The sequence below is a fragment of the Sphingomonas faeni genome (genome assembly GCF_003053745.1).
Taxonomy (GTDB): Bacteria; Pseudomonadota; Alphaproteobacteria; order Sphingomonadales; family Sphingomonadaceae; genus Sphingomonas; species Sphingomonas faeni.
Genome location: NZ_QAYE01000005.1, coordinates 249,360 through 271,547 on the forward strand (window position 1 = coordinate 249,360; position 22,188 = coordinate 271,547).

A 22,188-nucleotide genomic window follows, 5' to 3' on the forward strand; every position below is an offset into this window, starting at 1 on the left:
GGATTATCGGGTCAGCCACGCGGAAATCACGTAAATCGATACAAATACTACCGACTGAGCGCGGCCGCTGCTCAAAGTCCTCATCCCGGTATCGGGTGTCGTTGGGATCGCGCTGGGGTGCAAACTCGAGCGTCTATCCAGCCTCTTACATGGCATCCGGCCCGGTTTTGCGCAAGGTCGCCGCTTTACGCTTGCCCTGCGTTGGGGTCGCGAAGGCGGGCTGCGAGGAAGTCTATCAGTGCCTCGACGCGCGCCGGGCGGAGGGGACTTGGCGGGGTTAGGAGATGGAGTCCGATCTTCGCAGGCGCCCAGTCTTCGAGTATCGTGACGAGTGCGCCGGACGCGATATGCCGGTCGACGATGAAGTCGGGGAGGCGGGCGATGCCGAGGCCGGCGATCAGCGCGGGGACGATCGCCTCGCCGCTGTTGGCAGTGAGCTGGCCTTGCAGGCGAACCGACACGTCGGCGCCGCCGGGGCCGTGGAAGCGCCACGGGCCGACGACGTTCGAATAACCGACCAGCTGGTGCTCGCCGAGTTGTGCCGGGTGCGTCGGGGTGCCGTGCTTCGCGAGGTAGCTGGGTGCGGCGACGGTGTGCGCCTGAATGCTGCACAGGCGGCGGGCGCGGAGCGAGCTGTCGGGCAGCTCAGCGATCCGCAGCGCGACGTCGAAGCCTTCCGCGACGATGTCGACGCGCGCATCGGAGAGGTGGAAGTCGACCTCGATACCCGGGTGCGCGACGAGGAACTCCGCGAGAATCGGCGCGACGTTGGTCACGCCGAAGCTCATTGGTGCGGCAAGGCGGACGCGGCCTGTATGCGCGCTGGCGGCGTCGTGCGCGGATTCCTCGGCGGCGCGGGCTTCGGCGAGGATGCGCGCGGCGTGTTCGGCGAGCGGCTTGCCGGCTTCGGTGAGCGCGAGGCGGCGGGAGGTGCGGTGGAAGAGCGACTGGCCGAGATGCGCTTCGAGACGGGTGATCGCCTTCGACACGGTCGCCTTGCTGAGCCCGACCGCGTCGGCGGCGGCGCTGAACGAGCGGTGCTCGACGACGCTGGCGAAGATCGCCCAGGCTTCGAGATCGGGCAGGCGCATGTGGGGTCTCCAGATCTTCCCCCTCCCTGGAAGGGAGGGGCTGGGGGTGGGTCGCTATCGAGGGAAAGTCGCGTTCGCCAAGCGGCCGACCCACCCCCAACCCCTCCCTTTCAGGGAGGGGGTAAGAAGGGGATGTTAGCTACCGAAACGATCGGTTTCCAGCGTTTCTATTTACGGCGTAATCGCAGCGCCTATCTTGGGGTCAACCAGTGGAGACCTATCATGACGACCACGACCCTTTCCAAAGTTGAACGCCGCCCCTTCGACACTCTTGGCCATGCCGATCATGGCTGGCTGAACGCGCGGCATCATTTCTCGTTCGCGAGCTATTACGATCCCGCCCGGATGGGCTGGGGCGCGATCCGGGTGTGGAACGACGACCAGATCGCCGCGAACTCGGGCTTCCCGCCGCATCCGCATCAGGACATGGAGATCATCACCTATGTCCGCAGCGGTGCGATCACGCATCAGGACTCGCTTGGTAACAAGGGCCGTACCGAGGCTGGCGACGTGCAGGTGATGAGCGCGGGCACCGGCGTGCGGCATGCCGAGTATAATCTCGAGCCCGAGACGACGACGATCTTCCAGATCTGGATCGAGCCTTCGCGTAAAGGTGGCGCGCCGAGCTGGGGTGCCAAGCCGTTTCCGAAGGGCGAGCGTTCGGGGCAGTTCGTGACGCTGGCCAGCGGGTTCGAGGGTGACGGCGATGCGTTGCCGATCCGGGCGAATGCGCGGGTGCTGGCGGCGACGTTGAAGGCTGGCGACAGCGTCGACTATGCGGTCGGCGAGGGACGCCATGTGTATCTGGTGCCGGCGACCGGTGCGATCACGATCGGCGACGACGCCTTTGGTGCGCGCGACGGAGCGGCGCTGCTGGGCGGCCAGACGGTGACGATCACGGCTCAAGAGGATGCCGAGATCGTTCTGGTAGACTCGGAGTAAAACTCCCCTCCCGCTTGCGGGAGGGGTCGGGGGAGGGGCTTCCTTCCTCGACCCCGCCCGGAACTGCCCTCCCCTAACCCCTCCCGCAAGCGGGAGGGGAACTCGAAGGAAACACATATGACCAAGGTTCTCGTGCTCTATTACTCGTCCTACGGCCATATCGAGCAGATGGCGGATGCTGTCGCCGAGGGCGCGCGTGCCGGTGGCGCCGAGGTCGACATCCGCCGCGTCGCCGAAACCGCACCGCAGGCGGTGATCGAAGCCGCGCACTTCAAGACCGATACCGCGCATGCCGAGATCGAAGGTCCCGCCGCGCTCGAGCAGTATGACGCGATCATCGTCGGCGCGCCGACCCGCTTCGGCCGGATGCCTGCGCAGATGGCGCAGTTCTGGGATACGACCGGCGGCCAGTGGTTCTCGGGAGCGCTGATCGGCAAGGTCGGCGGTGCGTTCACCTCGACCGCGAGCCAGCATGGCGGGCAGGAAACGACGTTGTTCTCGATCATCACCAACCTGATCCATCACGGCATGACGATCGTCGGGCTCGACTATGGCTTCCAGGCGCAGATGGGTGTCGACACGGTCAAGGGCGGCTCGCCCTACGGCGCGACGACGATCTCGGACGGCGACGGCAGCCGGATGCCGAGCAAGGAAGAGCTCGACGGCGCGCGCTACCAGGGCAAGCGGATCGCCGAAACGGCGGCCAAGCTGAACGGCTGATCCCGCGAGGCTCCGGTGGCTGGGGAGACGAAACTTACCCCGCGGTAAGGGCGTTTCCCCACTACCGGAGCATTTCGCTTCGCGTGCACCAGCTATGCGAGGATATGATCATGGGCTTGTTTTCCAAGGACATCGCGACGTTCGAAGACCTGTTCCTGCACCAGTTGCAGGACGTGTATTATGCTGAGCACCAGATCACCAAGGCGCTGCCGAAGATGACCGACAAGGCGACCGCGCCGGGTCTCAAGGCCGGGTTCGAGACGCATCTGCGCGAGACCGAGGGACAGATCGTTCGGCTCGAGCGGATCTTCGAGCTGCTCGGCGAGAAGGCCAAGGCGGTGACCTGCCCGGCGATCGACGGGATCATCAAGGAAGCGAACGAAGTCGCGGGCGAGATCGCCGACAAGGCAGTGCTCGATGCGGCGCTGATCGCGTCGGCGCAGGCGGTCGAGCATTACGAGATCACGCGCTACGGCACGCTGATCGCGTGGGCGAACCAGCTTGGTCGCAGCGAGATCGCGGCGATCCTCAAGGAAACGCTCGACGAGGAATATGCGACCGACGACAAGCTGACCGCGATGGCTACGTCGAAGGTCAATCCGAAGGCGGAGGCGGTTACTGCCTGAGACGTAAGTAAGGAAAAGGGCCGGCGATCAGGTGATCGCCGGCCCGTTTTTCGTTCAGGCCTTCTTGCGGGCGCGCTTGGGGGCAGTGGCGGCGGCGACGTCCTCTTCCTCGTCGGGTGCGTCCTCACCGGCTTCGGTCAGCGCTTCGCCGAGCGCCTTCAGCTTGTCCTGCGACTTGTCGGCCTTGTCGGCGATCTTGGTCGTCGCGGTGCCGAGGCGGTGGAGCAGCGCGTGGACGCGGTCGGCGTCGGGCGTGTCCTTCTCCAGCTGCTTGCGCAGCGAACCGAGGTCGCGAAGGATGCCCTTGGCGCCGGAGACTTCGGTATCGGCCAGCGCGGCTTCCCAATCCTCGACCATGTCGGCGCCCTTGGTGGGCTTGGTCGCGTCGAGCCCGCGGTTGATCGCGTTCATCGTTCCTGCAAATTTAATGGCCATGTGATCTCTCTCCGCATGCCTTTGTGGCAATCGTCAACGCGACGTGGCGGCGGAAATGTCCCCTCGATCGTATCGACTTCGATCAGTATCGGGGCCCAAGTTAACGCAGGATATCGGGCCCCTCCGCCTGCCGGATGACGTCGGCGAGCGCGGCGTTCGGCACGCGGTCGGCGAGGACCGGCGAGCAGGCGAGCAAGCCGTTGGGGCAGTAGCGGTCGTCGTCCCAGCCGGGGTGGTCCAGGATCGGGTAGAGGCATACGCCCTCGACGGGTACGCCGAGCGACTGGGCGATCTTCACCTCGCGCAGGATCATCCGGAGCCAGGCGGGGCGGGCGCTGCCTTCGATGCCGGTTTCGGCAATGAAGATCGGGCGGCCGTAGCGCGCGTACGCGTCGGCGAGGATCGCGTGGAGCGGGCGGCTGAGGGGGTGGTCGTAGGCGAGCGGCGGGCCGCCGTGGATCCACTGGTTGTTGTGGTAGAAGTTGACGCCGACGATATCCAGCAATGCCGCGCGGCCGCCGATCTGGGGCCACGCTTTCCCGGCGATCATGTCCCAGGCCTGGTATTGCGCGAGGCGGTGGCCCTCGGCGGCGGGGGCATCGTTCGGGCGGGCGGGGTCCGTGATGACGTTGATGACCGGGTCGGCGTGGACGAACCGCGCGGCGGGGTCGATCGCGAGGATCGCCTCCATCGCGGCGATCGAGGCGCGGGCGAGTTGGACCTTGAGTTCGTAGCCGCGGCCTCGGGCGAACGGGTTGAGATAGGCTGCGTCGCCGCCGCCCCAGGCGAAGAACGAGATCTCGTTGACGGGGGCGTAGAAGCGGGTCCCGCCGGGGGCGGCCGGGCCGATGTGGCGCGCGGCGGCGGCGGCGAAGGCCGCAAAGCGCGTGACGAAGGTCGGCGTCCAGATGTCGATGTCGTCGGGCCAGCCGTAATGGAGCAGGTCCCAGATGACTTCGGTGCCGATCGTCTTGGCGGCGTCCAGCTGGCGGTCGAGGCTGGACCAGTCGTAGCGGCCGGGCTCGCGTTCGATCAGATGCCAGCGCAGGCCATCGCGGACGGTCAGGATGCCGAGCTTGGCGAGTTCGCTGTAATCATGCGCGGCGAGGGTGTCGTGATGGCTGGCGGCGATGACGTCGACGCGCTTGCGATCATGTGCGCGGCGGTGCGTGGAGGATTCGAAGCCGCCTTGCAGGACGCTGCGGAACAGGCCGGTCGCCCGGGGGAGAGGTGGCCGGTCGGACAGGACTTCGGCGAACAGGGCTTCCCAGCGGGGGCCGACGGCGGCAACGGCGTACTCGCTGTCGACCTTGGCGCGGAGGGCAGTGCCGAGGCGGGTCCGCAGTGCCGGGTCTTCGAGGAGTTTCGTGATCGCGCTTGCGACGGAGGGCGGGTCTTCGTGGGGAACGAACAGGCCGCTGACCCCGTCAACGATCTGTTGTTCGGAGCCGTTGTCTCGCGTTGCTATGACGGGGAGGCGTGCGGCGCCGGCTTCGGCGATCACGTGCGGCATGCCTTCGCCGCGGGAGAGCCAGACGAAGATGTCGAGCGCGGCGAGCAGGTCGGGCACGTCGTCGCGGTCGCCGAGGAAGGTCAGGGCGGTGTCGAGGCCGAGGGCGTGCGCTCGGTTGCGGAGGGCGGCGGCGTATTCGGGGATGAAGGCGTCCGGTCCGCCGATCACGACGAATCTGGCGCGGGGGTGGCGGGCGTGGACGAGCGCGGCGGCTTCGATGAAGTCCTCGACGCGCTTTTTCGGGTCGAGCCGGCCTAGCCAGCCGATCAGCGGTACGTCTTCGGCGACCCCTAGCGTCGCACGTACGGGGGCGCGACGGGCGGGGTCGAAGGCGCGCGTGTCGACCATCGACGGGATCTCGATCGCGTGGTGTTCGCGGCCGGGCATGCGGCTGGCGGCGGCGTCGCGGATCGAGGCGCAGACGCCGACATAGCGCGCGGTGAAATGCTTGGGGCCGGCGAGCGCTTCGGAGACGAGGCCGCCATGCTCGATCAATGGCGGGCGAAGGTGCATGCGTTCGAGCGCGGGATAGATGTCCGCGACGTTCTGGCACGAGACGACGACGTCGTACGCGGGCAGCTTGCTCGCGAGGTAGGCGACGGTCTCGTCGAAGCCGAGCGCGTAGGGCGTGCGGTCGACGGCGACGCCGATCGCTTCCAATTGCGCGTGAGTCTGCTCGGGCATGCCGTCTTTTCGGAAGCAGGCGACGACCTCGATCCGGTAGCGTGTCGGATCGAGCGCCTGGGCAAGCAGTCGCACCTCCGTCTCCTCGCCGCCGACGACGAGCCAGGCGAAGACGAACAGGATGCGGATCGGGCGGGCGTCGGCAGTGAGTGCGGTGCTCAATCGCCGACCTTAAAGACGATCTGGAGGAATTCGGGTCGCTCGCCGACCAGCTTTGCGATGAACTTGGGGGCGTCGTCATAGGGCACGACGTGCGTGATGAGTTGCGCGCGGATCTCGGGGCCGCGGGCGAGCAACAGCTTCACCGTCTCGTTCGCGAGGCGGCGACGGTCCCACTGGAAACCGAGCCCGCGCGGGACGCGGTTGATCTGCGCGCAGCGGAGGTTGAGGCCGTTGTGGTGGAACTCCTCGCCGAGCCGGAGCCGGTCCGCGCCGCCCTGGTAGAAGGCGAGGTCGATCACGGTGCCCTGCGGCCTCAGCGCGCGCATCGCGGCGTGCAGGCTGGCGGCGTCGGCGCGGGTCTGGAACACGACGTCCGCGCCGCGATCATCGCCGCCGTGGAGCCAGCGTGCCTTGGCGTAGGCCCAGGCCTGGTCCTCGGTCATCGCGGTGATGCCGAGGCATTCGGCGCGCAGGCGGCGGAAGGGGGACGGGTCGGCGATCACGACTTCGCTGGCGCCGGCGGCCTGAGCGAACAGGGCCGTCAGCATGCCGACGATGCCTGCGCCGATCACCAAGGCGGGGCGGCCGCGGATGCCGTCGCCGAGGTTGACCACGTTGGGGCCGAGTAGCTCGACGTCCGCGTGGAGAATGCCGTTGGCGGCGATCGGACCCATCTGGCCGATATAGATGCCGAGGATCGGATCGAGCTCTGGCGGGAGCTTGGTCAGCAGGTCGTTGAACGGGTCCGCGGTGTGGCCGGTCTTGTGCCCGAACACCGTGCCGACGACGTCGCCGTTGGTGAAATCGTCGACCCGGCTGTCGCTGACGCGCGCGCATTCCATGTAGCCGAGGAACGGCACCGGATAGTGCGCGCTCGGTTCGCCGGGGACGAACACGCCGCGGCCTGCGTCCCAGCGTGAGTGGAGATACGGGTTGCTGTTCTTGACGAAAGTGAGTTCGGTGCCGGCGGAGAACCCGGTGTAGAGCAAGTCGAGCCGGACCTGGCCGTCGCCTGGGGGCGCTTCGTCATAGCCGAAGAAATAGGCCTGGCCGGGACGTTCGACGCCGAGCGAGCGGACGTGGCGCCACTCAGACATGGGCCACCTCGCGCTCGCGGACGTCGATCGCGCGGCCTTCGACGGCGGAGCGTTCGATCGCCAGCGCGAGGCGGAGCGTTTCGAGCGCGGCGGGATAGGGGCAGCGAATGCAGTTTTCGCCGCCGCGGACTGCGTCGATGAAGTCGCGATCCTCCAGCACTACCGGATCGCTGCCGGTGCCGCGGACCGGGCGGCCGCGGCCGATGTCGATCATCACGTCGCGGTCGGTGAGTTCGATCGCTAGGCCCTCGCCAAACAGATGCAGGCCGACGCGGTGGTTCCAGTTGAGCAGGCAGGTGGACGCGAAATTGGCGATCGCGCCGCTGGCGAAGGTGAGCATCGCGGTGCTGGTCGTCGCGACGTCGAGGCCGGAGAAGGCGGCGCGGTCGATGTGGCCCGACTGGCCGTAGACGCGGACGACGTCGCCCACGAGGTAGCGCGCGAGATCGACGAGATGCGTCGTCTGTTCGAGCATCTGGCCGCCCGATGCGTCCTTTTTCCACCACCAGCGCGGCGGCGGCGTGGAGTCGAGCCAATAGCCAGAGAGGAGGCGGGCGGGGGTTGCCGAAAGCAGCGCCTTCACCTCGTCCACGGTGTCGAGATAGCGCCAGTGATAGCCGACCGCTGTGATCAGGCCGAGCCGGTCGACCGCTGCGGCGACGTCCTCCGCGATGCCGAGATCGAGCGCAACGGGCTTTTCGACGAAGAACGGGAGCTTGTGCTCGATTGCGAGGCGTTCGGGTTCGCCGTGCGCGAAGGGGGGCACGCAAATGTAGAGCGCGTCGAGTTCGACCGCGGCCAGCATCGCGGACGCATCGTCGAAGGCGCGCGCGCCGAAGCGGGCGGCGGCTTCGGTCGCGCGGGCCATGTCGACGTCGGCGACCGCGACGATCGCGACGTCGTCGAACTGCTCCAGAACGCCGAAATGGCGATTGGCGATGCCGCCTGCGCCGATGAACCCGATCCGTGTCCGCTCCACGCCGTCTCCCTTTGTCTTTTGGTCTTGCACCGCGGCGTAGACCGCGCGCGTGTCGGCGATCATGCGATCGGCCGAGAACAGGTCTTGCTGGCGATCGATCGCTGCGCTGGCCATCGTTTTCAGGGTGCCGCGGTCAGCGAGCAACGTGACGACCGCATCGGCGAAACTGGCCGGGTCGGCGGCGGTCAGGCGACCGGTGACACCGTCCTCGATCGCTTCGGCATTGCCGGGTGCGACGGTGGCGACGACGGGCAGGCCGGCGGCCATCGCCTCGAGCGCGACCAGCGGCAGGCCTTCGAACGCCGACGGCAGGACGAGCAGGTCGGCGAGTGTCATCAGGTCGGCGACGTCGCTGCGCGTGCCGAGCATGCGGACGGTGCCGGCCAGGCCCTTGGCTGCGATCGCGCGTGCGGTCTGGGTGAGGAGAGGGCCGTCGCCGGCGAGCAGCACGATCACGTCCGGGTGCGCGGCGCGGATTGCGGGCAGCGCGTCGAGCAGGAGCGCGTGGCCCTTTTGCTCTGCAAAGCGTGCGACCATTAGGAGGACGGGGGCATTGCCGATGCCCCATTCGCCGCGGAGGGCTTCGCGCGAGCGCGAGGGTTTGTGCGCGCCGACGCCGTTGTGGATCGTTGCGACGAGAGCCGGATCGACGCCGGCTGCGCGGTGGCTGTCGCCGACTGCGTCCGAGACGCAGATCAGGCGCGCGAGTGCGGCCGAGGTGTCGCGGTGTTCGTCGCGCTGCGCGGGGTCGGTCAGGAGGTAGGGGAGGTGCTCGGTGCGGATCACGGGGACGCTGGCAGCGTGCGCGGCGCGGACTGCGGCGTGGCATTCCCAGCCTATGCCGGCATGGACGTGGATGATGTCGGGCGCTGCGCGGTCAAGCCAGCGCGCGAGGTCTGCATCGTCGCCGAGCGCCTTGACTGCATAACCCTTGGCGGCGGCGTGTTCGAGCAGGCCCGTGCCGGGCCGCGCGGCGACGACGATCTCGTCTCCGCCCAATCCTTCGGCAAGCGTCATCATGTGCGCGCCGACGCCGGACGGGGCAAGGCTGTCGGTCAGCAGGCAGATGCGGGTCATTCGGCGGCCATCACGGGGGTTTCGAGGACGACGGATTTGGCGACCATGCGGCGATAGGTGGCGAGCGCTTGCCCCACGACCTGGTCCATATTGTAGTAGCGATAGGTCGCGAGCCTGCCGACGAAGGTCACGCCCTCCTCCGCATCGGCGAGTGCCTCGTAGCGTTTGAACAGCGCCTGGTTCTCGGGGCGGGGGATCGGGTAATACGGGTCACCCTCCGCGCTCGGGAATTCGTAGCTGATGCTGGTCTTCGCGTGGAGTTGCCCGGTCAGGTGCTTGTATTCGGTGATGCGGGTCTGTGGCACCGTTTCGTCGGGATAATTGACGACCGCGACCGGCTGGAACTGTGCGACGTCGTGCGTCTCGTGGCGGAATTGGAGGCTGCGATAGGGCAGCTTGCCGAAGCGGAAGTCGAAATATTCGTCGATCGGGCCGGTGAAGACGATGTGGTCGACGTCGATGCGGTCGATCACGTCGCGGTATTCTACGCCAAGATCAAGCGTGATGCCGGGATGATCGAGCATCGCCTCGAACATCCGGGTGTAGCCGTTTGCGGGCATCGCCTGGAATTTATCGGTGAAATAGCGGTCGTCGGTCGAGGTGCGGGTCGGCACGCGCGCGGTGACGGTGCGGTCGAGTTCGGACGGGTCAAGACCCCATTGCTTCCGCGTGTAGCCGCGAAAGAACGTCTCGTAGAGATCGCGGCCGACTGCGGCGACGACGACGTCCTCGGAGGTGCGGATGTCCTCGACCGATTCCGCGCGGCTGGCGAGGAACGCTGCGGCTTCCGCGTCGTCCTCGAGCGACAGGCCGTAGAGTGCGTTCAGCGTGGTGCGGTTGATCGGCATCGGCACGAGCTTGTCATCGACGCTGGCAAGGACGCGGTGTTCGTACGGGCGCCATGCGGTGAAGCGCGACAGATAGTCGAACACGTCGGCGGAGTTGGTGTGGAAGATGTGCGGGCCGTAGCGGTGGACTAACACGCCGGCCGCATCATGCTCGTCATAGGCGTTGCCGCCGATGTGCGGGCGGCGGTCGACGACCAGCACGCGCTGGCCGCTGTCGCTCGCGAGCCGTTCGGCGAGGACCGCGCCGGCGAACCCTGCGCCGACGATCAGCGTGTCGTAGCGTTCGCGCTTCGCAGGCGGGCGGAAGGTACGTTTCGCGCGGAGGACGCGGTCGAGCTCGGTTGCCATGGCGGTTTGCGTGCGGTCCCAGGATTGTGTGGCGAGCAGGCGATCGGCTTCGTCGCGCCAGGCGCCCTCGCGAGAAAGCGCGAGCGCGGCCTCGCACGCGGTGACGAACGCGGTTGCGTCGGTGGCGATCGCGACCGCCGCTGCGTCACCGTAGTGGCGGATGACGTCGACGATCGGTGTCGAGACGACGGGCAGGCCGCCGGCAAGATATTCGGGCGTCTTGGTCGGGCTGATGAAGCGCGTCGCGGCGTTGATCGCGAACGGCATCAGCGCGACGTCCCAGCCCGAGAGATAGGCGGGGAGTTCATTGTAGCCACGTCCGCCGAGCCAGTGGATGTTGGCGCGGCGTGGCAAATGCGCGGAGTCGATCTTCACGACTGGCCCGATCATCACGAACGACCAATCGGGGCGCTCAGCGGCGACGGCGTCGAGCAGCGCGAGGTCGATGCGCTCGTCGATGACACCGAAGAAACCGAGTTTCGGGCCGGGGATATGGCGCTGGTCTTCGGGTTCGATATTGCCAGCGCGCGCTTGGGCGAAGTGCGCGATGTCGACCGCCGACGGGAAGGCGTGGACGTCGCGGTGGCGGCCGCGCTTGGCTTCGTAGAGGCTGTAACCGCCGGTGAAGACGAGGTCGGCGCGTGCGAGCAACCGGGCTTCGCGGTCGAGCAAGGCTGGGTCGGCGAAGCGGAACGCGGACAGTTCGTCCATGCAGTCGTAGACGACTGCGGCGGCATCCAGATGCTCGGCGAAGGGGAGCATCATTGGGGTGTAGAACCAGAGGACGGGCTTGGTCCGGATGCTCGTCGCGACAAGCATGTCGAGGAGTTGCCGCAAGCCTGCCTCGACCTGCTCGGCGTTCCACCAATGCGGGAGGCGCGGGCGTAGCGCGATCACGTTGTCGGCGGGAAACGGGTGGTGTTCTAGGAAGGGCAGCGGATGGTCGCAGGGGATGTGTTCTTCCCAGACGAACACGCTCTGGGCTCGCGCGAACCGCTTCATCAGATGCTGCGGGCGCTGCGTGACGAAATCCCAGCGGAGATGCGAGAAGCAGATCAGCGGCGGCGGGCTCGTGTCGTCGGTCGTGGAGAGGGTGGGAGTAGGTCCGATACCGTGCACGCTCTTCCAATCCGCGAATCCGCGGTCATCCGCGTTGTTGATCGAACCTAAGCCCACGCCTCAGACCTGACTATGCAAATGTAATTGCTTTGCATCATGTATTTGCTGGATAATCGCACCCAAACGCACAACGCTATGCTGCCAAGTCCAACGCTCCAAGACGGCGTCGCGGGGCCGGAATTGGGCGTAGGTTTCGCGCATTGTAAGGATCGCATCGGCAAACCCAGTCGTCGAAGCGGTCATGCCGGTCTCGGGCAGAATAAACTGCAATCCGCAGCGTAATTCTGCGTTGGCGAGCACCGGCAGGCCGGCGAGCATGTATTCGGTGAGGATCGCCGGCGCGCCGTCGTCGATGCCGCAGACGACGCCGAACTTGGCGCGGTTCATCAGGCGGTTGACCTCGTCGATCGGGACGCCCGGCGGCCCGACGAACTCGATCGAGAGGTTCTGGTCGCGGGCGCGTTGGCGGAGCGCGTCGGCATCCTCGCCGTAGCCGAAGACGCAGAGCGCGCGGACGTCTGGAGGAAGCTGCGCGAGTGCGTCGAACAATATGTCGTGACGTTTATACGGTTGCGCGGCGGCGACGTAGATCAGGTCGACATCCTTGGGCGTGCCGAGCGGACGAAACTGATCGACTGCAGCGAATTCGGGGCCGACGGGCAGGATCGCGGTGCACATGCCGGGGTGGCGGGCCTCGACCTCGTCCGGCTGCCACTGCGCGCCGGTCAGGACGAGGTCGAAATGCTCGCTGACTTCGGGCGGCACGCGCAACGAGGGCGCGTCGATCGAATTGTAGAGAATGATGCTGTTTTCGCAGAGCGCGAGCAGTTCGGGTGCGACGCCTAGCCCGAGCACGACGAGAATGTGTGGCGCGCCAAAAGTCCGCACGAAATCGATCATCTCGGAGGAAGCGAACGGTGCGTGGTCGTGGTCGAGGCGGAAGGCGCGGCGCGCGAGCACCGGGCTGTCGCGGTGGAATGGCGGGTCACCTTCGCCGCGCCAGTGATGCCAGATCTCGGCCTGTTCGACGATGCCGGCCGCGACGAGCGCGAGCGGAAGGCGTTCGAGATACCCGCCGGCGACGGGCTCGCGGTGGTCGGCAGTACCCGTCCAGGGTTGGCTCGCAGGATCGAGCGCGCGCCATGCCGATCCGTCGCGAGGAGGCGTTGCGGCGGAGGGATCCGCGGGAGGCCAGCCGTCGACCCAGTCGCTGATGATGACGATCGATCGTCGTTCGCTCAACGCCACCATGCACGCATCCCCTGCATCGGTATTTCCCCTGGTCTTGCACCCTTTCGTTGCAGGGCAGGCACTTAACGGGCGAAATCGAGAAACGGGATCATGTAGCTTAAATTTAGTCGGCGCGCGTATTCGCAATCACGCTCGACCGGCGGCGGGGCTTGCGCCATGTTAGTGCAAAGACGTCCATGAGTAGGTGGGGCGATGACTAGGCGAGGGCAGCGCGGACGATGCTAATCTGGATGGCGATAGTCGGTGCTTTGCTCGGCTGGGTGCTCGGAAGCTTTTCAGAAACCGCTTTATTCTTGGGCGGGGCGGTTGGCTTGTGCATCGGCTGGGCATTGCGGCGGGCGATGCGGATCGAGATCGTGCGCGAGACGGCGGTACTGAGCGCCGAGGTCGCCTTGTTGCGGGCCCACGTCAACGAACTGATGGACGCGCCGCGTTATCGTGGGGACGGTGTCGCCGATGCGCCCGAGGTCCGCACCACGCCGCGCTTGATCGAGCCGTTGGTCGCCGAACCGTCGATCGCGACGGTTGCGCCGGAGGTCGTATCGCAAAGTGAAGCACTAACCGATTTCGATACCTCGGCGGGAAGCCGCTGGGGTTCGCCGCCTTCGGGCGACCGCGCTGCGTCTGTACCTGCGCCCGCCGAACCACGCGAGCCGGGCTGGTTGGCGAGCGGCGTTGCAGCCGCGCGCGGCTGGCTGTTCGGCGGCAACACGATCGTACGGCTCGGTCTCGTCATCCTGTTCGTTGGGTTGTCGTTCCTTGCCAGCTATGCGGCGGCGGCGGGGCTGTTTCCGATCGAGTTCCGTCTCGCGGTGGTCGGCCTGTTCGGCATCGCGCTGCTCGGCATCGGCTTTCGGACGCGGACGAAGCGTCCCGATTTCGCGCTGGCGTTGCAAGGCGGTGGCGTCGCGATCATCTACCTGACGCTGTTCGGGGCGGCGCGCTTCTACGATCTCGTACCGCTGTCCGCGGCGTTCGTGCTGATGATCGCGGTCTGCGCGCTCGGCTGTGCGCTGGCGCTGTTGCAGCGTTCGCAGGCGCTGGCGGTGACGGCGTTCGCGGGCGGGTTCGCGGTGCCGTTGCTGCTGGGCGGGGAGGGCGGCAATGCGCTCGGCCTGTTCGGGTACGGCACGATCCTGAACCTCGCGATCCTGTTTATCGCACGCGCGCGGACATGGCGCGTGCTGAACCTGGTCGGGTTCTTCGCGACGTTCGGGATTGCGAGCCTGTGGGGCGCGACCGCGTATCGGCCCGAGCATTTCCTGATCGCGCAGATATTTCTGATCGTCTCGGTGCTGATCTACGTCGTGACCGCCGTGCTTTATACGCGGGCGACGCCGGGGAAGTTCGGCAACGCGGTCGATACGACGCTGTTGTTCGGGCCGGCGCTGGCCGGGTTCGGGCTCGAGGTCGCACTGATCGACGACCGGCCGTTCGGCAGCGCGTTTGCGGCACTGGGCTTTGCGGCACTGTATCTCGGTGTCTCGTTGGTGGCGCGGCGCCGGCAGCGTGGGGAACAGCAAGAGGGGCTGCGCGTAATGAACGAGGCGATGCTGGCGATCGGCATCGGCTTCGTCACGATGGCGATCCCGCTTGCACTGGGCGCGCGCTGGACCTCGGCGGCGTGGGCGCTGGAAGGCGCGGGCGCGTTCTGGGTCGGGATGCGACAAGCGCGCTGGATGCCGCGGCTGTTCGGGCTGGCGCTGCAGGTCGTTGCGACCTTGCTGTATCTCGGCACGCTCGACGACAATTTCGCGGCGCTGCCGTTCGCCAATCCGGCGTTCGTCGGTGCGATCCTGGTGGCGCTCGGCTGGTTCGCGACGGCATGGTTCGCGCGGGAGACGATCGCGCGGGAGACGATCGCGGCTGGGGAGACGCGGCTTGCGCGGGCCTATGCGCGGGGCGAGGCGGTGATCGCGACGCCGGCGTTCCTGACCGGGTTTGCGGCGTGGTGGATCGGCTGGCTGATGGAGGCGACGCGGCTTCATCCCGCGGTCGAGCGATCGCTGTCGCCTGTGCCGGTGTTCTCGACGAACGGGCAGATCCTGTTGGCGATGCTGGCGTATCTGGTCAGCGCAGCGGCGTTCCAGACGATCGCTCGGCGTCGCGACTGGCCGGTCGCGGCATGGCCGGCACGCGTCAGTGTAGGCGCATTGTGGATCGGCTTCGTCGCGCAGGCCGATCGGGGCGGCACCGTGCTGTCGTCGCCCGGCTGTTTCCTGTGGATCGTCGCGCTCGCGGTGCATGGCTGGATGCTGTTCCGCAGCGATCGTGACGACGTCGAGACACCGGGCACGCGGGCGGTGGCGTCGGCTAGCCACGTCGCGGGCGTCTGGCTGGCGGTGGTCCTGCTCGGCGACATGCTGTGGTTCGGGATCGATCGCGCGGCGCTGTGGTCGACCGCGTGGAACGAGGTGACGTTCCTCGCCGGCGCGGTGGCGGTGCTGGCGGGCCTTACCCTGTGGGCCGGGCCGGCGTTGCGCGGCGAGCGGGCGAGGACGCGGTGGCCGCTCGATCGCCATGCGCTGGATTATGCGTGGACGGCGGCGGTGCCGATCGCGCTGGGCATCTTCAGTGGCGCAGTCGCGATCGCGCTGTTTTCGTCGGGCGATACCGCGCCGTTGCCGTTCGTGCCGGTGCTCAACCCGGTCGACGTGATGGTGGCGCTGGCGGCGGGCGTGCTGTTGCTGTGGCGGCGGGCGGTGCTGGCTGCGGATATTGTGCCGGCGGGCGCCGCGCTGTTGGCGAGCAAGCGTATCTGGCTGCCGATCGCCGCGCTTGGTTTCGTTGCGGCGAACGGCGCGTGGTTGCGGACGGCGCATCATCTGGCGGGCGTGGCATGGGAGGCGGATACGCTGCTCGGCAATGCGCTGGTCGAGACGGGGATTGCGATCCTGTGGACGGTGATTGCGCTGACGCTGATGGTCGTCGCACATCGGCATGCGACGCGCAGCCTGTGGCTGGCGGGGGCAAGCCTGTTGGGGGCGACCGTCGTCAAGCTGCTGGTGGTCGACCTGTACGCGACCGGCGGCGGCGCGCGGATCATCGCCTTCATCGCGGTCGGGATGCTGATGCTGCTGGTCGGGTATCTGGCGCCGTTGCCGCCCAAGGCAGTGTCGGACGATACGAAACGAGGAGCGGTGGCATGAGCGGGGTTCGGTGGCGGTTGGGCGCGCTGGTCGGCGCCGTGCTGTTGGTCGCTGCGGCGCCGGCGGGATCGGATGGCGAGCCGGACGGCTATGCGCTTCGCCTGCCGCTGTCGGTGGAGGCGGGCGCGAAAGTCCAGCGGCTGGCGTTGCCGGCCGCAGTGCTGGCAGGATTGCAGACTCGCGACGGGCATGATTTGCGCGTGTTCGATGCGAAGGGGCGGGCGATGCCGATCGCTCGTGCAGGCGCGTCCGCGGCGGTCGGCCATGTGTCGCTCGATCCGATGCCGATCCTGGGGGCGCCCGATGCGCTGAAGGTGTCGGGCGTGTCGTTGAGGCTCGACGGGCGCGGTGCGGCGCAGGTTGCCGAAGTGCGCGGCGAGCCGGTCGCGGCTGGCGGCGCACCCGTGCTGCTCGGCGTGCTGCTCGATGCGCGGCGGGTGTCGGGCGCGGTCGAGCGGGTTGCGGTTGCCGCGGACTTGCCGGTGGGCCAGCCGGTGACGTTGACGGTCGAGGCCAGTGCCGACCTGCGCGAGTGGCGGCGGTTAGGCGAGGCGACGGTGTATCGGCGCGCGGGCGAGGCGGTGCGGTCTTCGATCGTCGCGTTGGACGATGCCGCCGTGGCGCGGGAGTATCTGCGGATCACGTGGAGCGCGGGGTCGCGGTTGCTGGCGCCGGTTTCGATCCGTGGCGCCGTGCTCGACGTGCGGCCTGACGGTGCGGCGGCGTCGGAAACGGTCGAGGCTCAGGCGCCCGCGCCGGTGTCCGGGAATGCACGCGTCGTCGATTTCGCGGTGCCGTTCGCGACACCGATGGCGAGCTTGCGGGTGATACCGGTGGAGGGCGATGGCGTCGTTCCGGTTCGGATCCTTGGGCGAGACGATCGCGAGCAGCCTTGGGCTCTGCTGGGGCAAGGCGTCGCGCGCAGCGATGGTGGGCGCGACATCACGCTGTCCGGCGACGCGCCGCGTGCGATCCGGATCGAGGCCGATGCTCGCAGTGCGGGGTTCACCGTCGCGCCGCGTCTGCGGATCGGCTTCGCGGACCGCGGCGTGATCTTCCTCGCCAGCGGCACCGCGCCGTTCACGCTCGCGGCCGGGCGCGCCGCGGCGAAGGACGTGTTCCTGTCGCCCGCCGATCTTGCCGATGGGCAGGGCAGGCCGGGCGAAGCACGCCTGGTGGCGGTGCCGGCCGCGACGGTGACGCTGTCGGCGCTCGGCGATGCTGGGGCGCCGACGCGCAATATCGTGCTGTGGGCGGTGATGCTTGCCGCGACGGCATTGCTGGCCGGGGTGGCGTGGATGCTGTGGCGGCAACAGGCGACGCAAGCGCCGCGCGATCCGAGCTGATGGTCAGCGTCCAAGGGATCGGCCCGCAGCGAGATTTAGATCACGCTGCGGGCCGGTCGTGGCGGGTGTTCAGCTCTTCACGAACGCCAGCAGATCGGGGTTTAGGACCTCGGCGTGCGTCGTCAGCATGCCGTGCGGAAAGCCCTTGTAGATCTTCAGCGTCGCGTTCTTGAGCAATTTCGCCTGCACGAGTGAGGCGTCTTCATAGGGGACGATCTGGTCGTCATCGCCTTGCAGCACCAGCATCGGCACGGTGATCGCCTCGAGATCCGCGGTCTGGTCGGTCTCCGAAAACGCCTTGATGCCGTCGTAATGTGCGAGCGCGCTGCCCATCATGCCCTGGCGCCACCAATTCCGGACGACGCCGTCCGAGACGACGGCGTTCGGACGGTTGAAGCCGTAGAACGGCCCCGATGCGACATCGAGGAAGAACTGCGCGCGGTTCTCGGCGAGCGCCTTGCGGAACCCGTCGAACACCGCGATCGGCGTGCCGCCGGGATTGGCGTCGGTCTTGAGCATCAGCGGCGGGACCGCGCTGACGAGGACGGCCTTGGCGACGCGACCCTGGGGCTGGCCGAACTGCGCGACATAGCGCGCGACTTCGCCGCCGCCGGTCGAGTGGCCGATATGCACCGCGTTGGTCAGGTCGAGATGCTCGGCGACGGCGGAGGCGTCGGCGGCATAATGATCCATGTCGTTGCCGGTTTCGGCCTGCGACGAGCGGCCATGCCCGCGGCGATCATGCGCGACGACGCGGTAGCCCTCGGCCAGGAAGAACAGCATCTGCGTGTCCCAGTCGTCCGACGACAAGGGCCAGCCGTGGTGGAACACGATCGGCTGCGCGTCTTTCGGTCCCCAATCCTTGTAGAAGATGTCGACGCCGTCTTCGTTCTTGATGAAGCCGCTGCTCATTTCGGTAACTCCGTCTTGTCATGGAAGTGCAAGGAAGCGTGCGATTCAGGGTCAAGCCTCTCCGAACACAGGTTTTCCTGATCTGCCGGGCGTTTATCACGTCTACAAATGGCAAACAGAAACTGCGTCGTCAGGGGAATGACACGCCGCGCCGCGATGTAAAAGCCCGGATCGGACTGGGATAGATCGGTCGATCGTTTATAGGTCATAGTATCGCAACGGCCGAGACCGAACCAGTTTATTGCAAGATACTGAGTTCACATTTCTTATTGTGGCCAAGCTCACGTTGAGAGCTGGCGGGGGGGGCGACTATGAGCGGACGACGACTGGGGCCGGGGAGAGTCGAGGCCTTCACCGACGGCGTGGTCGCGATCATCATCACGATCATGGTGCTGGAACTGAAGGTACCGGAAACGGGCGACCTGCACGCGTTGATCGGCAGCGCGCCGGTGCTGCTGGCGTATGTGTTGAGCTTCGTGAACGTCGGGCTGTTCTGGAACAATCACCACCACATGTTCTCCGCGGTCGAGCGCGTCGACGGGCGTGTGATGTGGGCGAACCTGTTCCTGCTGTTCTGGCTGAGCCTCGTGCCGTTCGTGATCCGCTGGCTCGACGAGAGCGCGTTCGCGGCGGGGGCGACGGCCGCCTATGGCATCGTCCTGGGGCTCGCGGCGATCGGCTATTCGCTGACCGAACGCGCGATCATCGCCTGCAACGGCAAGGAGTCGGCGGTCGCGCGCGCGATCGGTTCGGACTGGAAGGGGTGGGGCAGCATCGCGCTCTATTTCACCGGCGTGCCGCTCGCGTTCGTCAGCCGCTGGTTCGCGATCGCGCTGTACGTGGGGGTGGTTGCGTTGTGGCTGATTCCCGACCGGCGGATCGTGCGCGCGTTCGAGGGTGATCTGCGAGGCTGATCCTCCTCCCCCAAGCAAGGGGGAGGATTCGCGCATCATTTCCTGGTGCGGAGGCCCCATAGCATCGTGCCGACCAGCGCGATGCCGGCCGCGGTGCCGCCGACCGCGACCGCCGCCATGACCGGCGAGATGCTGCCATCGGCGCGGTGGAGGTGCGGGCGGAGGTTCTTGAGCAGCGGCTTGCGGCCCGACAGTCCCTCGAACATCTCGCCCGGACCCTCGGGATCGAGGATCTTGTTGTCGGCCAGCCACTCGCGGACGGAGTCTAGTTCGGGGACCTCGTAAGGACGGAGAGAGCGAGCGTCGCCGCGCAGCCGTTCGATCGTCTCGATCAGCGAGCCGGTATCGGCGATCGACGTTTCGATCGTCGCGACGTCGGTGTCGAGATGTTCGGCGAGCAGGCCGTTGCGGATGCTGGCGATCGTATCGCGCTCACCGGCGTTACGGTCGCGCGCGGCATCGATGACGACGTCGCATTCGCTGTCGAGCCGCAGCGAACGGTTGTTGAAGTTGGACGAGCCGACGCGGAGCACCTCGTCGTCGACCACCGTCACCTTGGCGTGGACGTAGATCGGCTGCCCACCCGCGGTGAACGGGTGATAGAGCCGCAGCCGGTTATGCGGGTCCTGTTCGTGCAAAGCCTCGACCAGTCGTGCACGCGCGGAGTCCATCGCGATCGGTTCGAGCCAGCCCTCCGCGGTGGTCGGGTGGACGATGACGAACTCGGGACCGTCGGGTTCGCGCAACCGCTTGCCGATCGCCTCGGCCACTTTGCGGGAGGCAAAATACTGGCTCTCGGCGTAGAAGAAGCGCTTCGTCCGCGCGATCAGGTCGACATACAGCGCCTCGATGTCGTGGCGGGGCTCCTGTTCGGCCATTTCTGGGATCGTGAGCGCGATGCCGACTTCGACGTCGGTGAAGTCAGCCTTCACATGATCGGGCCAGCAGTCGGCGCCATCGGTAACCGGCTCCAGCGCGCCGCCGCCGGACACTTCCCAACGGCCACGGCACATGTCGCCGAGCGCGCGCGCGACGGGGCCTTGCAGGATCGTGGTCGCGTCGTGCCACGGACCATAGGGCGAGCCGTCGGGCTCGATCCGGCGCGGTTCGTCGTCGGCATGCGCGCGCGTGTCCCAGCGGTCGACGGTCATGTCGATCCCGCCGCAGAACGCGACGTCGTCGTCGATCACGACCACTTTCTGGTGATGCGAGCCGGCGGGGGGATGATGGCCGTCGAGCCGCAGATGGACCTGCGGGTCGCGGATCCACTTGGCAATGCGCAACAGCGTCTGGCCGTGGAACAGCGTCTTGATCGCACCGGTATCCCAGCGGAGGATGTGGATGTTGAGCCCCGGTGTACGGCGCGCGAGCCAGCTGACGAACTCGCCGACACGCTCGGGGCCACCATCGTCATCGTCGCCGCCACCGAAGCGGATGCGCGCGTCGAAATCCCAGCCGACGAGCAGGATCTGCTTCCTGGCCTTCATCATCACCGCGCGGGCGGCTTTGAAATAATCGTCGGCATCGACGATGACGGTGGCCTGCTTGGCGGGTTCGATCCGCCAGCAGTTGCGACCGGGCTCGAGCAGTGTTCCGTGAGAATTCATGATGCTGCCATCGCAGGCTTGGCGCGATCAGCCAACCCACGGAGGCGCGTTTTGCCCTCGTTAGACGAACGGCCGGCAGCATTCATTATAAAAAGTTCGTGGCGCGCAGGCATCGTTGGTACTTTAGTCGGGCAGCGCGTGCTCGGCTACGTCGAGCGCCTGCGCCAGCAGGGCCGCGACGAGATGGTCGTCCTGGGCATCGGCAAGTTGCAGTGCGCGGACGATGGCGATGCGAAGCGAACGACGATCCTCTTTCGACGTGGTCATTTCGGTACCTTCGGGATTCTATCAGGTCCTCGCGGTGCCACGTTACCGGGTCGGCCGCGGCGAGGAAACCTGTTTGACGAACGAACGGCCGCGCGATTGCGCGGCCGTTCGCCGAATGGGATGCCGTCCCGTTACGCGGACGGCGCCCGTTACATGAACCGGTCGCCGTATCAGACGGCGTCGGTGTAGACGCGGCGGCGGGCGGCGGTGGTGGCACCGAAGCCTGCAGCGGCAGCGCCGATGAGCAGCGCGATCACGATCATGAACGACGTCCCGGCAGCTGCACCGGCGGCGGTGTCGGTCGCCGACTTGGCGGTCTCGACGGTCTTGTTCTTGGTCTGGACGAACTGTGCCTTGGCGCGCGTCACCTGGGCCTGAGCCTCCGGACGGCTGATCTTGCGCTGTGCAGCGACGATGTCGACGATGCGGCTTTCAGCCTGTGCGCCGTCCTGGCCACCCTTTGCGAGTGCTGGCAGCTCCTTGGCGATTTCCTTCTGCGCCTGCTCCGGCGTCATCTGCGCAGGGTCCGACGGTGCGTCCGACAGATACTGAGCAGCTTCGGCGCGAACGTCGGTGACGTCGACATTGGCAACGTCGGCAACCTTCGGGGCTGCTGCGCCGATGCCGGTGCCGGCTGCCGATGCGACCGAACCGACGGTGCGGAATGCGCCGCCGATGATGCCGCCGACGGCCGAGGTCAGCAGGTACATGGTGAGGATCAGAGTGACGCCCCAGACGACCAGGCCGTGGATCAGGCCGTCGAACCGGTCATGCACGCCGGCGCCGCGTGCTGCGGCATAACCACCGGCGCCCAGCGCGATGATCGTCGTGATGATCCAGTAGATCCCTGCGCCGATGCCGAAGCCGGTCGCGCCGGGGGTCGTGCCCTCGACCGGATCGACCAGGCTCAGACCGATGCCCGTGCCGAGGATGCCGAGCACCAGCTGGATCGCGATCGCGATCACGACGCCGGCGAAGATTGCGCCCCACGAGATGCGGGTCGGGGTCTTCACGCGACGGAAGTCGTCCGTCGGCAGGACGCCGGGATTTACATGGTTAGCCATAATTCACTCCTGTTATTCACGAAATTCGAGGAACGGC

General features: G+C 67.1%; 17 protein-coding genes. 6 read left to right on the plus strand and 11 right to left on the minus strand.

Annotated features, from left to right (window positions below):
- Positions 1-185: 185 nt before the first annotated feature.
- Complete coding sequence (locus C8J25_RS11260) at positions 186-1,091, minus strand: LysR family transcriptional regulator (protein WP_107954502.1); 906 nt, start codon at positions 1,089-1,091, stop codon at positions 186-188.
- Between the two features lie 222 nt (positions 1,092-1,313).
- On the opposite strand from C8J25_RS11260, the gene C8J25_RS11265 reads away from it, so the two are divergent.
- From C8J25_RS11265 to C8J25_RS11275, 3 genes are all read left to right on the plus strand, one after another.
- Positions 1,314-2,033, plus strand: a complete 720-nt coding sequence (locus C8J25_RS11265; RefSeq protein WP_107954503.1) for a pirin family protein — start codon at positions 1,314-1,316, stop codon at positions 2,031-2,033.
- A gap of 117 nt (positions 2,034-2,150) precedes the next feature.
- On the plus strand, positions 2,151-2,753 hold the full coding sequence (gene wrbA, locus C8J25_RS11270; protein ID WP_107954504.1) for an NAD(P)H:quinone oxidoreductase: 603 nt from the start codon (positions 2,151-2,153) through the stop codon (positions 2,751-2,753).
- Positions 2,754-2,863: 110 nt separating this feature from the next.
- Positions 2,864-3,379, plus strand: coding sequence for a YciE/YciF ferroxidase family protein (locus C8J25_RS11275; RefSeq protein ID WP_056489424.1), 516 nt, complete (start codon positions 2,864-2,866; stop codon positions 3,377-3,379).
- A gap of 54 nt (positions 3,380-3,433) precedes the next feature.
- On the opposite strand, the gene C8J25_RS11280 is transcribed toward C8J25_RS11275, so the two are convergent.
- The 6 genes from C8J25_RS11280 to C8J25_RS11300 form a co-directional block, all read right to left on the minus strand.
- The gene (locus tag C8J25_RS11280; RefSeq protein WP_244187010.1) at positions 3,434-3,814 is read right to left on the minus strand and encodes a hypothetical protein; all 381 of its coding nucleotides are present in this window, start codon (positions 3,812-3,814) and stop codon (positions 3,434-3,436) included.
- A 100-nt stretch (positions 3,815-3,914) separates the two neighbouring features.
- Complete coding sequence (locus C8J25_RS11285) at positions 3,915-6,173, minus strand: glycosyltransferase family 4 protein (RefSeq protein WP_107954506.1); 2,259 nt, start codon at positions 6,171-6,173, stop codon at positions 3,915-3,917.
- Positions 6,170-7,270 carry a zinc-dependent alcohol dehydrogenase gene (locus C8J25_RS20935; protein WP_208622578.1) on the minus strand — a complete coding sequence of 367 codons (1,101 nt, stop codon included), beginning with the start codon at positions 7,268-7,270 and terminating at the stop codon, positions 6,170-6,172. The genes C8J25_RS11285 and C8J25_RS20935 overlap by 4 nt, the downstream gene beginning before the upstream one ends.
- Positions 7,263-9,326 (minus strand): glycosyltransferase, encoded by a 2,064-nt coding sequence (locus C8J25_RS20940; protein ID WP_208622579.1) that lies wholly within the window; start codon positions 9,324-9,326, stop codon positions 7,263-7,265. The genes C8J25_RS20935 and C8J25_RS20940 overlap by 8 nt, the downstream gene beginning before the upstream one ends.
- Positions 9,323-11,524, minus strand: a complete 2,202-nt coding sequence (glf, locus tag C8J25_RS11295) for a UDP-galactopyranose mutase (protein ID WP_107954576.1) — start codon at positions 11,522-11,524, stop codon at positions 9,323-9,325. The genes C8J25_RS20940 and glf overlap by 4 nt, the downstream gene beginning before the upstream one ends.
- 177 nt (positions 11,525-11,701) lie before the next feature.
- Positions 11,702-12,892 (minus strand): glycosyltransferase family 4 protein, encoded by a 1,191-nt coding sequence (locus C8J25_RS11300; RefSeq protein ID WP_107954507.1) that lies wholly within the window; start codon positions 12,890-12,892, stop codon positions 11,702-11,704.
- Between the two features lie 230 nt (positions 12,893-13,122).
- On the opposite strand from C8J25_RS11300, the gene C8J25_RS11305 reads away from it, so the two are divergent.
- Positions 13,123-16,041, plus strand: a complete 2,919-nt coding sequence (locus C8J25_RS11305) for a DUF2339 domain-containing protein (protein WP_244187015.1) — start codon at positions 13,123-13,125, stop codon at positions 16,039-16,041.
- Complete coding sequence (locus tag C8J25_RS11310; RefSeq protein ID WP_107954509.1) at positions 16,038-17,387, plus strand: DUF3999 family protein; 1,350 nt, start codon at positions 16,038-16,040, stop codon at positions 17,385-17,387. Before C8J25_RS11305 ends, C8J25_RS11310 begins: the two co-directional genes overlap by 4 nt.
- 69 nt (positions 17,388-17,456) lie before the next feature.
- On the opposite strand, the gene C8J25_RS11315 is transcribed toward C8J25_RS11310, so the two are convergent.
- The gene (locus C8J25_RS11315; protein ID WP_107954510.1) at positions 17,457-18,299 is read right to left on the minus strand and encodes an alpha/beta fold hydrolase; all 843 of its coding nucleotides are present in this window, start codon (positions 18,297-18,299) and stop codon (positions 17,457-17,459) included.
- Positions 18,300-18,610: 311 nt separating this feature from the next.
- Between C8J25_RS11315 and C8J25_RS11320 the strand changes: the two genes are divergently transcribed.
- Positions 18,611-19,213: a TMEM175 family protein gene (locus tag C8J25_RS11320; RefSeq protein WP_244187017.1), complete on the plus strand. Its 603-nt coding sequence runs from the start codon at positions 18,611-18,613 to the stop codon at positions 19,211-19,213.
- A gap of 35 nt (positions 19,214-19,248) precedes the next feature.
- On the opposite strand, the gene C8J25_RS11325 is transcribed toward C8J25_RS11320, so the two are convergent.
- From C8J25_RS11325 to C8J25_RS11330, 3 genes are all read right to left on the minus strand, one after another.
- Positions 19,249-20,820 (minus strand): phospholipase D-like domain-containing protein, encoded by a 1,572-nt coding sequence (locus C8J25_RS11325; protein ID WP_107954511.1) that lies wholly within the window; start codon positions 20,818-20,820, stop codon positions 19,249-19,251.
- A 123-nt stretch (positions 20,821-20,943) separates the two neighbouring features.
- The gene (locus C8J25_RS20735; RefSeq protein ID WP_167397705.1) at positions 20,944-21,087 is read right to left on the minus strand and encodes a hypothetical protein; all 144 of its coding nucleotides are present in this window, start codon (positions 21,085-21,087) and stop codon (positions 20,944-20,946) included.
- 170 nt (positions 21,088-21,257) lie between these two features.
- Positions 21,258-22,151, minus strand: coding sequence for a hypothetical protein (locus tag C8J25_RS11330; RefSeq protein WP_056064938.1), 894 nt, complete (start codon positions 22,149-22,151; stop codon positions 21,258-21,260).
- Between the last annotated feature and the right edge of the window lie 37 nt (positions 22,152-22,188).

Excerpts from the sequence above, each read along its gene's own strand:
- C8J25_RS11260 (WP_107954502.1), bottom strand. The coding sequence starts at position 1,091 with ATGCGCCTGCCCGATCTCGAAGCCTGGGCGATCTTCGCCAGCGTCGTC.
- C8J25_RS11265 (WP_107954503.1), top strand. The coding sequence starts at position 1,314 with ATGACGACCACGACCCTTTCCAAAGTTGAACGCCGCCCCTTCGACACT.
- wrbA (WP_107954504.1), top strand. The coding sequence starts at position 2,151 with ATGACCAAGGTTCTCGTGCTCTATTACTCGTCCTACGGCCATATCGAG.
- C8J25_RS11275 (WP_056489424.1), top strand. The coding sequence starts at position 2,864 with ATGGGCTTGTTTTCCAAGGACATCGCGACGTTCGAAGACCTGTTCCTG.
- C8J25_RS11280 (WP_244187010.1), bottom strand. The coding sequence starts at position 3,814 with ATGGCCATTAAATTTGCAGGAACGATGAACGCGATCAACCGCGGGCTC.
- C8J25_RS20935 (WP_208622578.1), bottom strand. The coding sequence starts at position 7,270 with ATGTCTGAGTGGCGCCACGTCCGCTCGCTCGGCGTCGAACGTCCCGGC.
- C8J25_RS20940 (WP_208622579.1), bottom strand. The coding sequence starts at position 9,326 with ATGACCCGCATCTGCCTGCTGACCGACAGCCTTGCCCCGTCCGGCGTC.
- glf (WP_107954576.1), bottom strand. The coding sequence starts at position 11,524 with ATGAAGCGGTTCGCGCGAGCCCAGAGCGTGTTCGTCTGGGAAGAACAC.
- C8J25_RS11300 (WP_107954507.1), bottom strand. The coding sequence starts at position 12,892 with ATGGTGGCGTTGAGCGAACGACGATCGATCGTCATCATCAGCGACTGG.
- C8J25_RS11305 (WP_244187015.1), top strand. The coding sequence starts at position 13,123 with ATGGCGATAGTCGGTGCTTTGCTCGGCTGGGTGCTCGGAAGCTTTTCA.
- C8J25_RS11310 (WP_107954509.1), top strand. The coding sequence starts at position 16,038 with ATGAGCGGGGTTCGGTGGCGGTTGGGCGCGCTGGTCGGCGCCGTGCTG.
- C8J25_RS11315 (WP_107954510.1), bottom strand. The coding sequence starts at position 18,299 with ATGAGCAGCGGCTTCATCAAGAACGAAGACGGCGTCGACATCTTCTAC.
- C8J25_RS11320 (WP_244187017.1), top strand. The coding sequence starts at position 18,611 with ATGAGCGGACGACGACTGGGGCCGGGGAGAGTCGAGGCCTTCACCGAC.
- C8J25_RS11325 (WP_107954511.1), bottom strand. The coding sequence starts at position 20,820 with ATGAATTCTCACGGAACACTGCTCGAGCCCGGTCGCAACTGCTGGCGG.
- C8J25_RS20735 (WP_167397705.1), bottom strand. The coding sequence starts at position 21,087 with ATGACCACGTCGAAAGAGGATCGTCGTTCGCTTCGCATCGCCATCGTC.
- C8J25_RS11330 (WP_056064938.1), bottom strand. The coding sequence starts at position 22,151 with ATGGCTAACCATGTAAATCCCGGCGTCCTGCCGACGGACGACTTCCGT.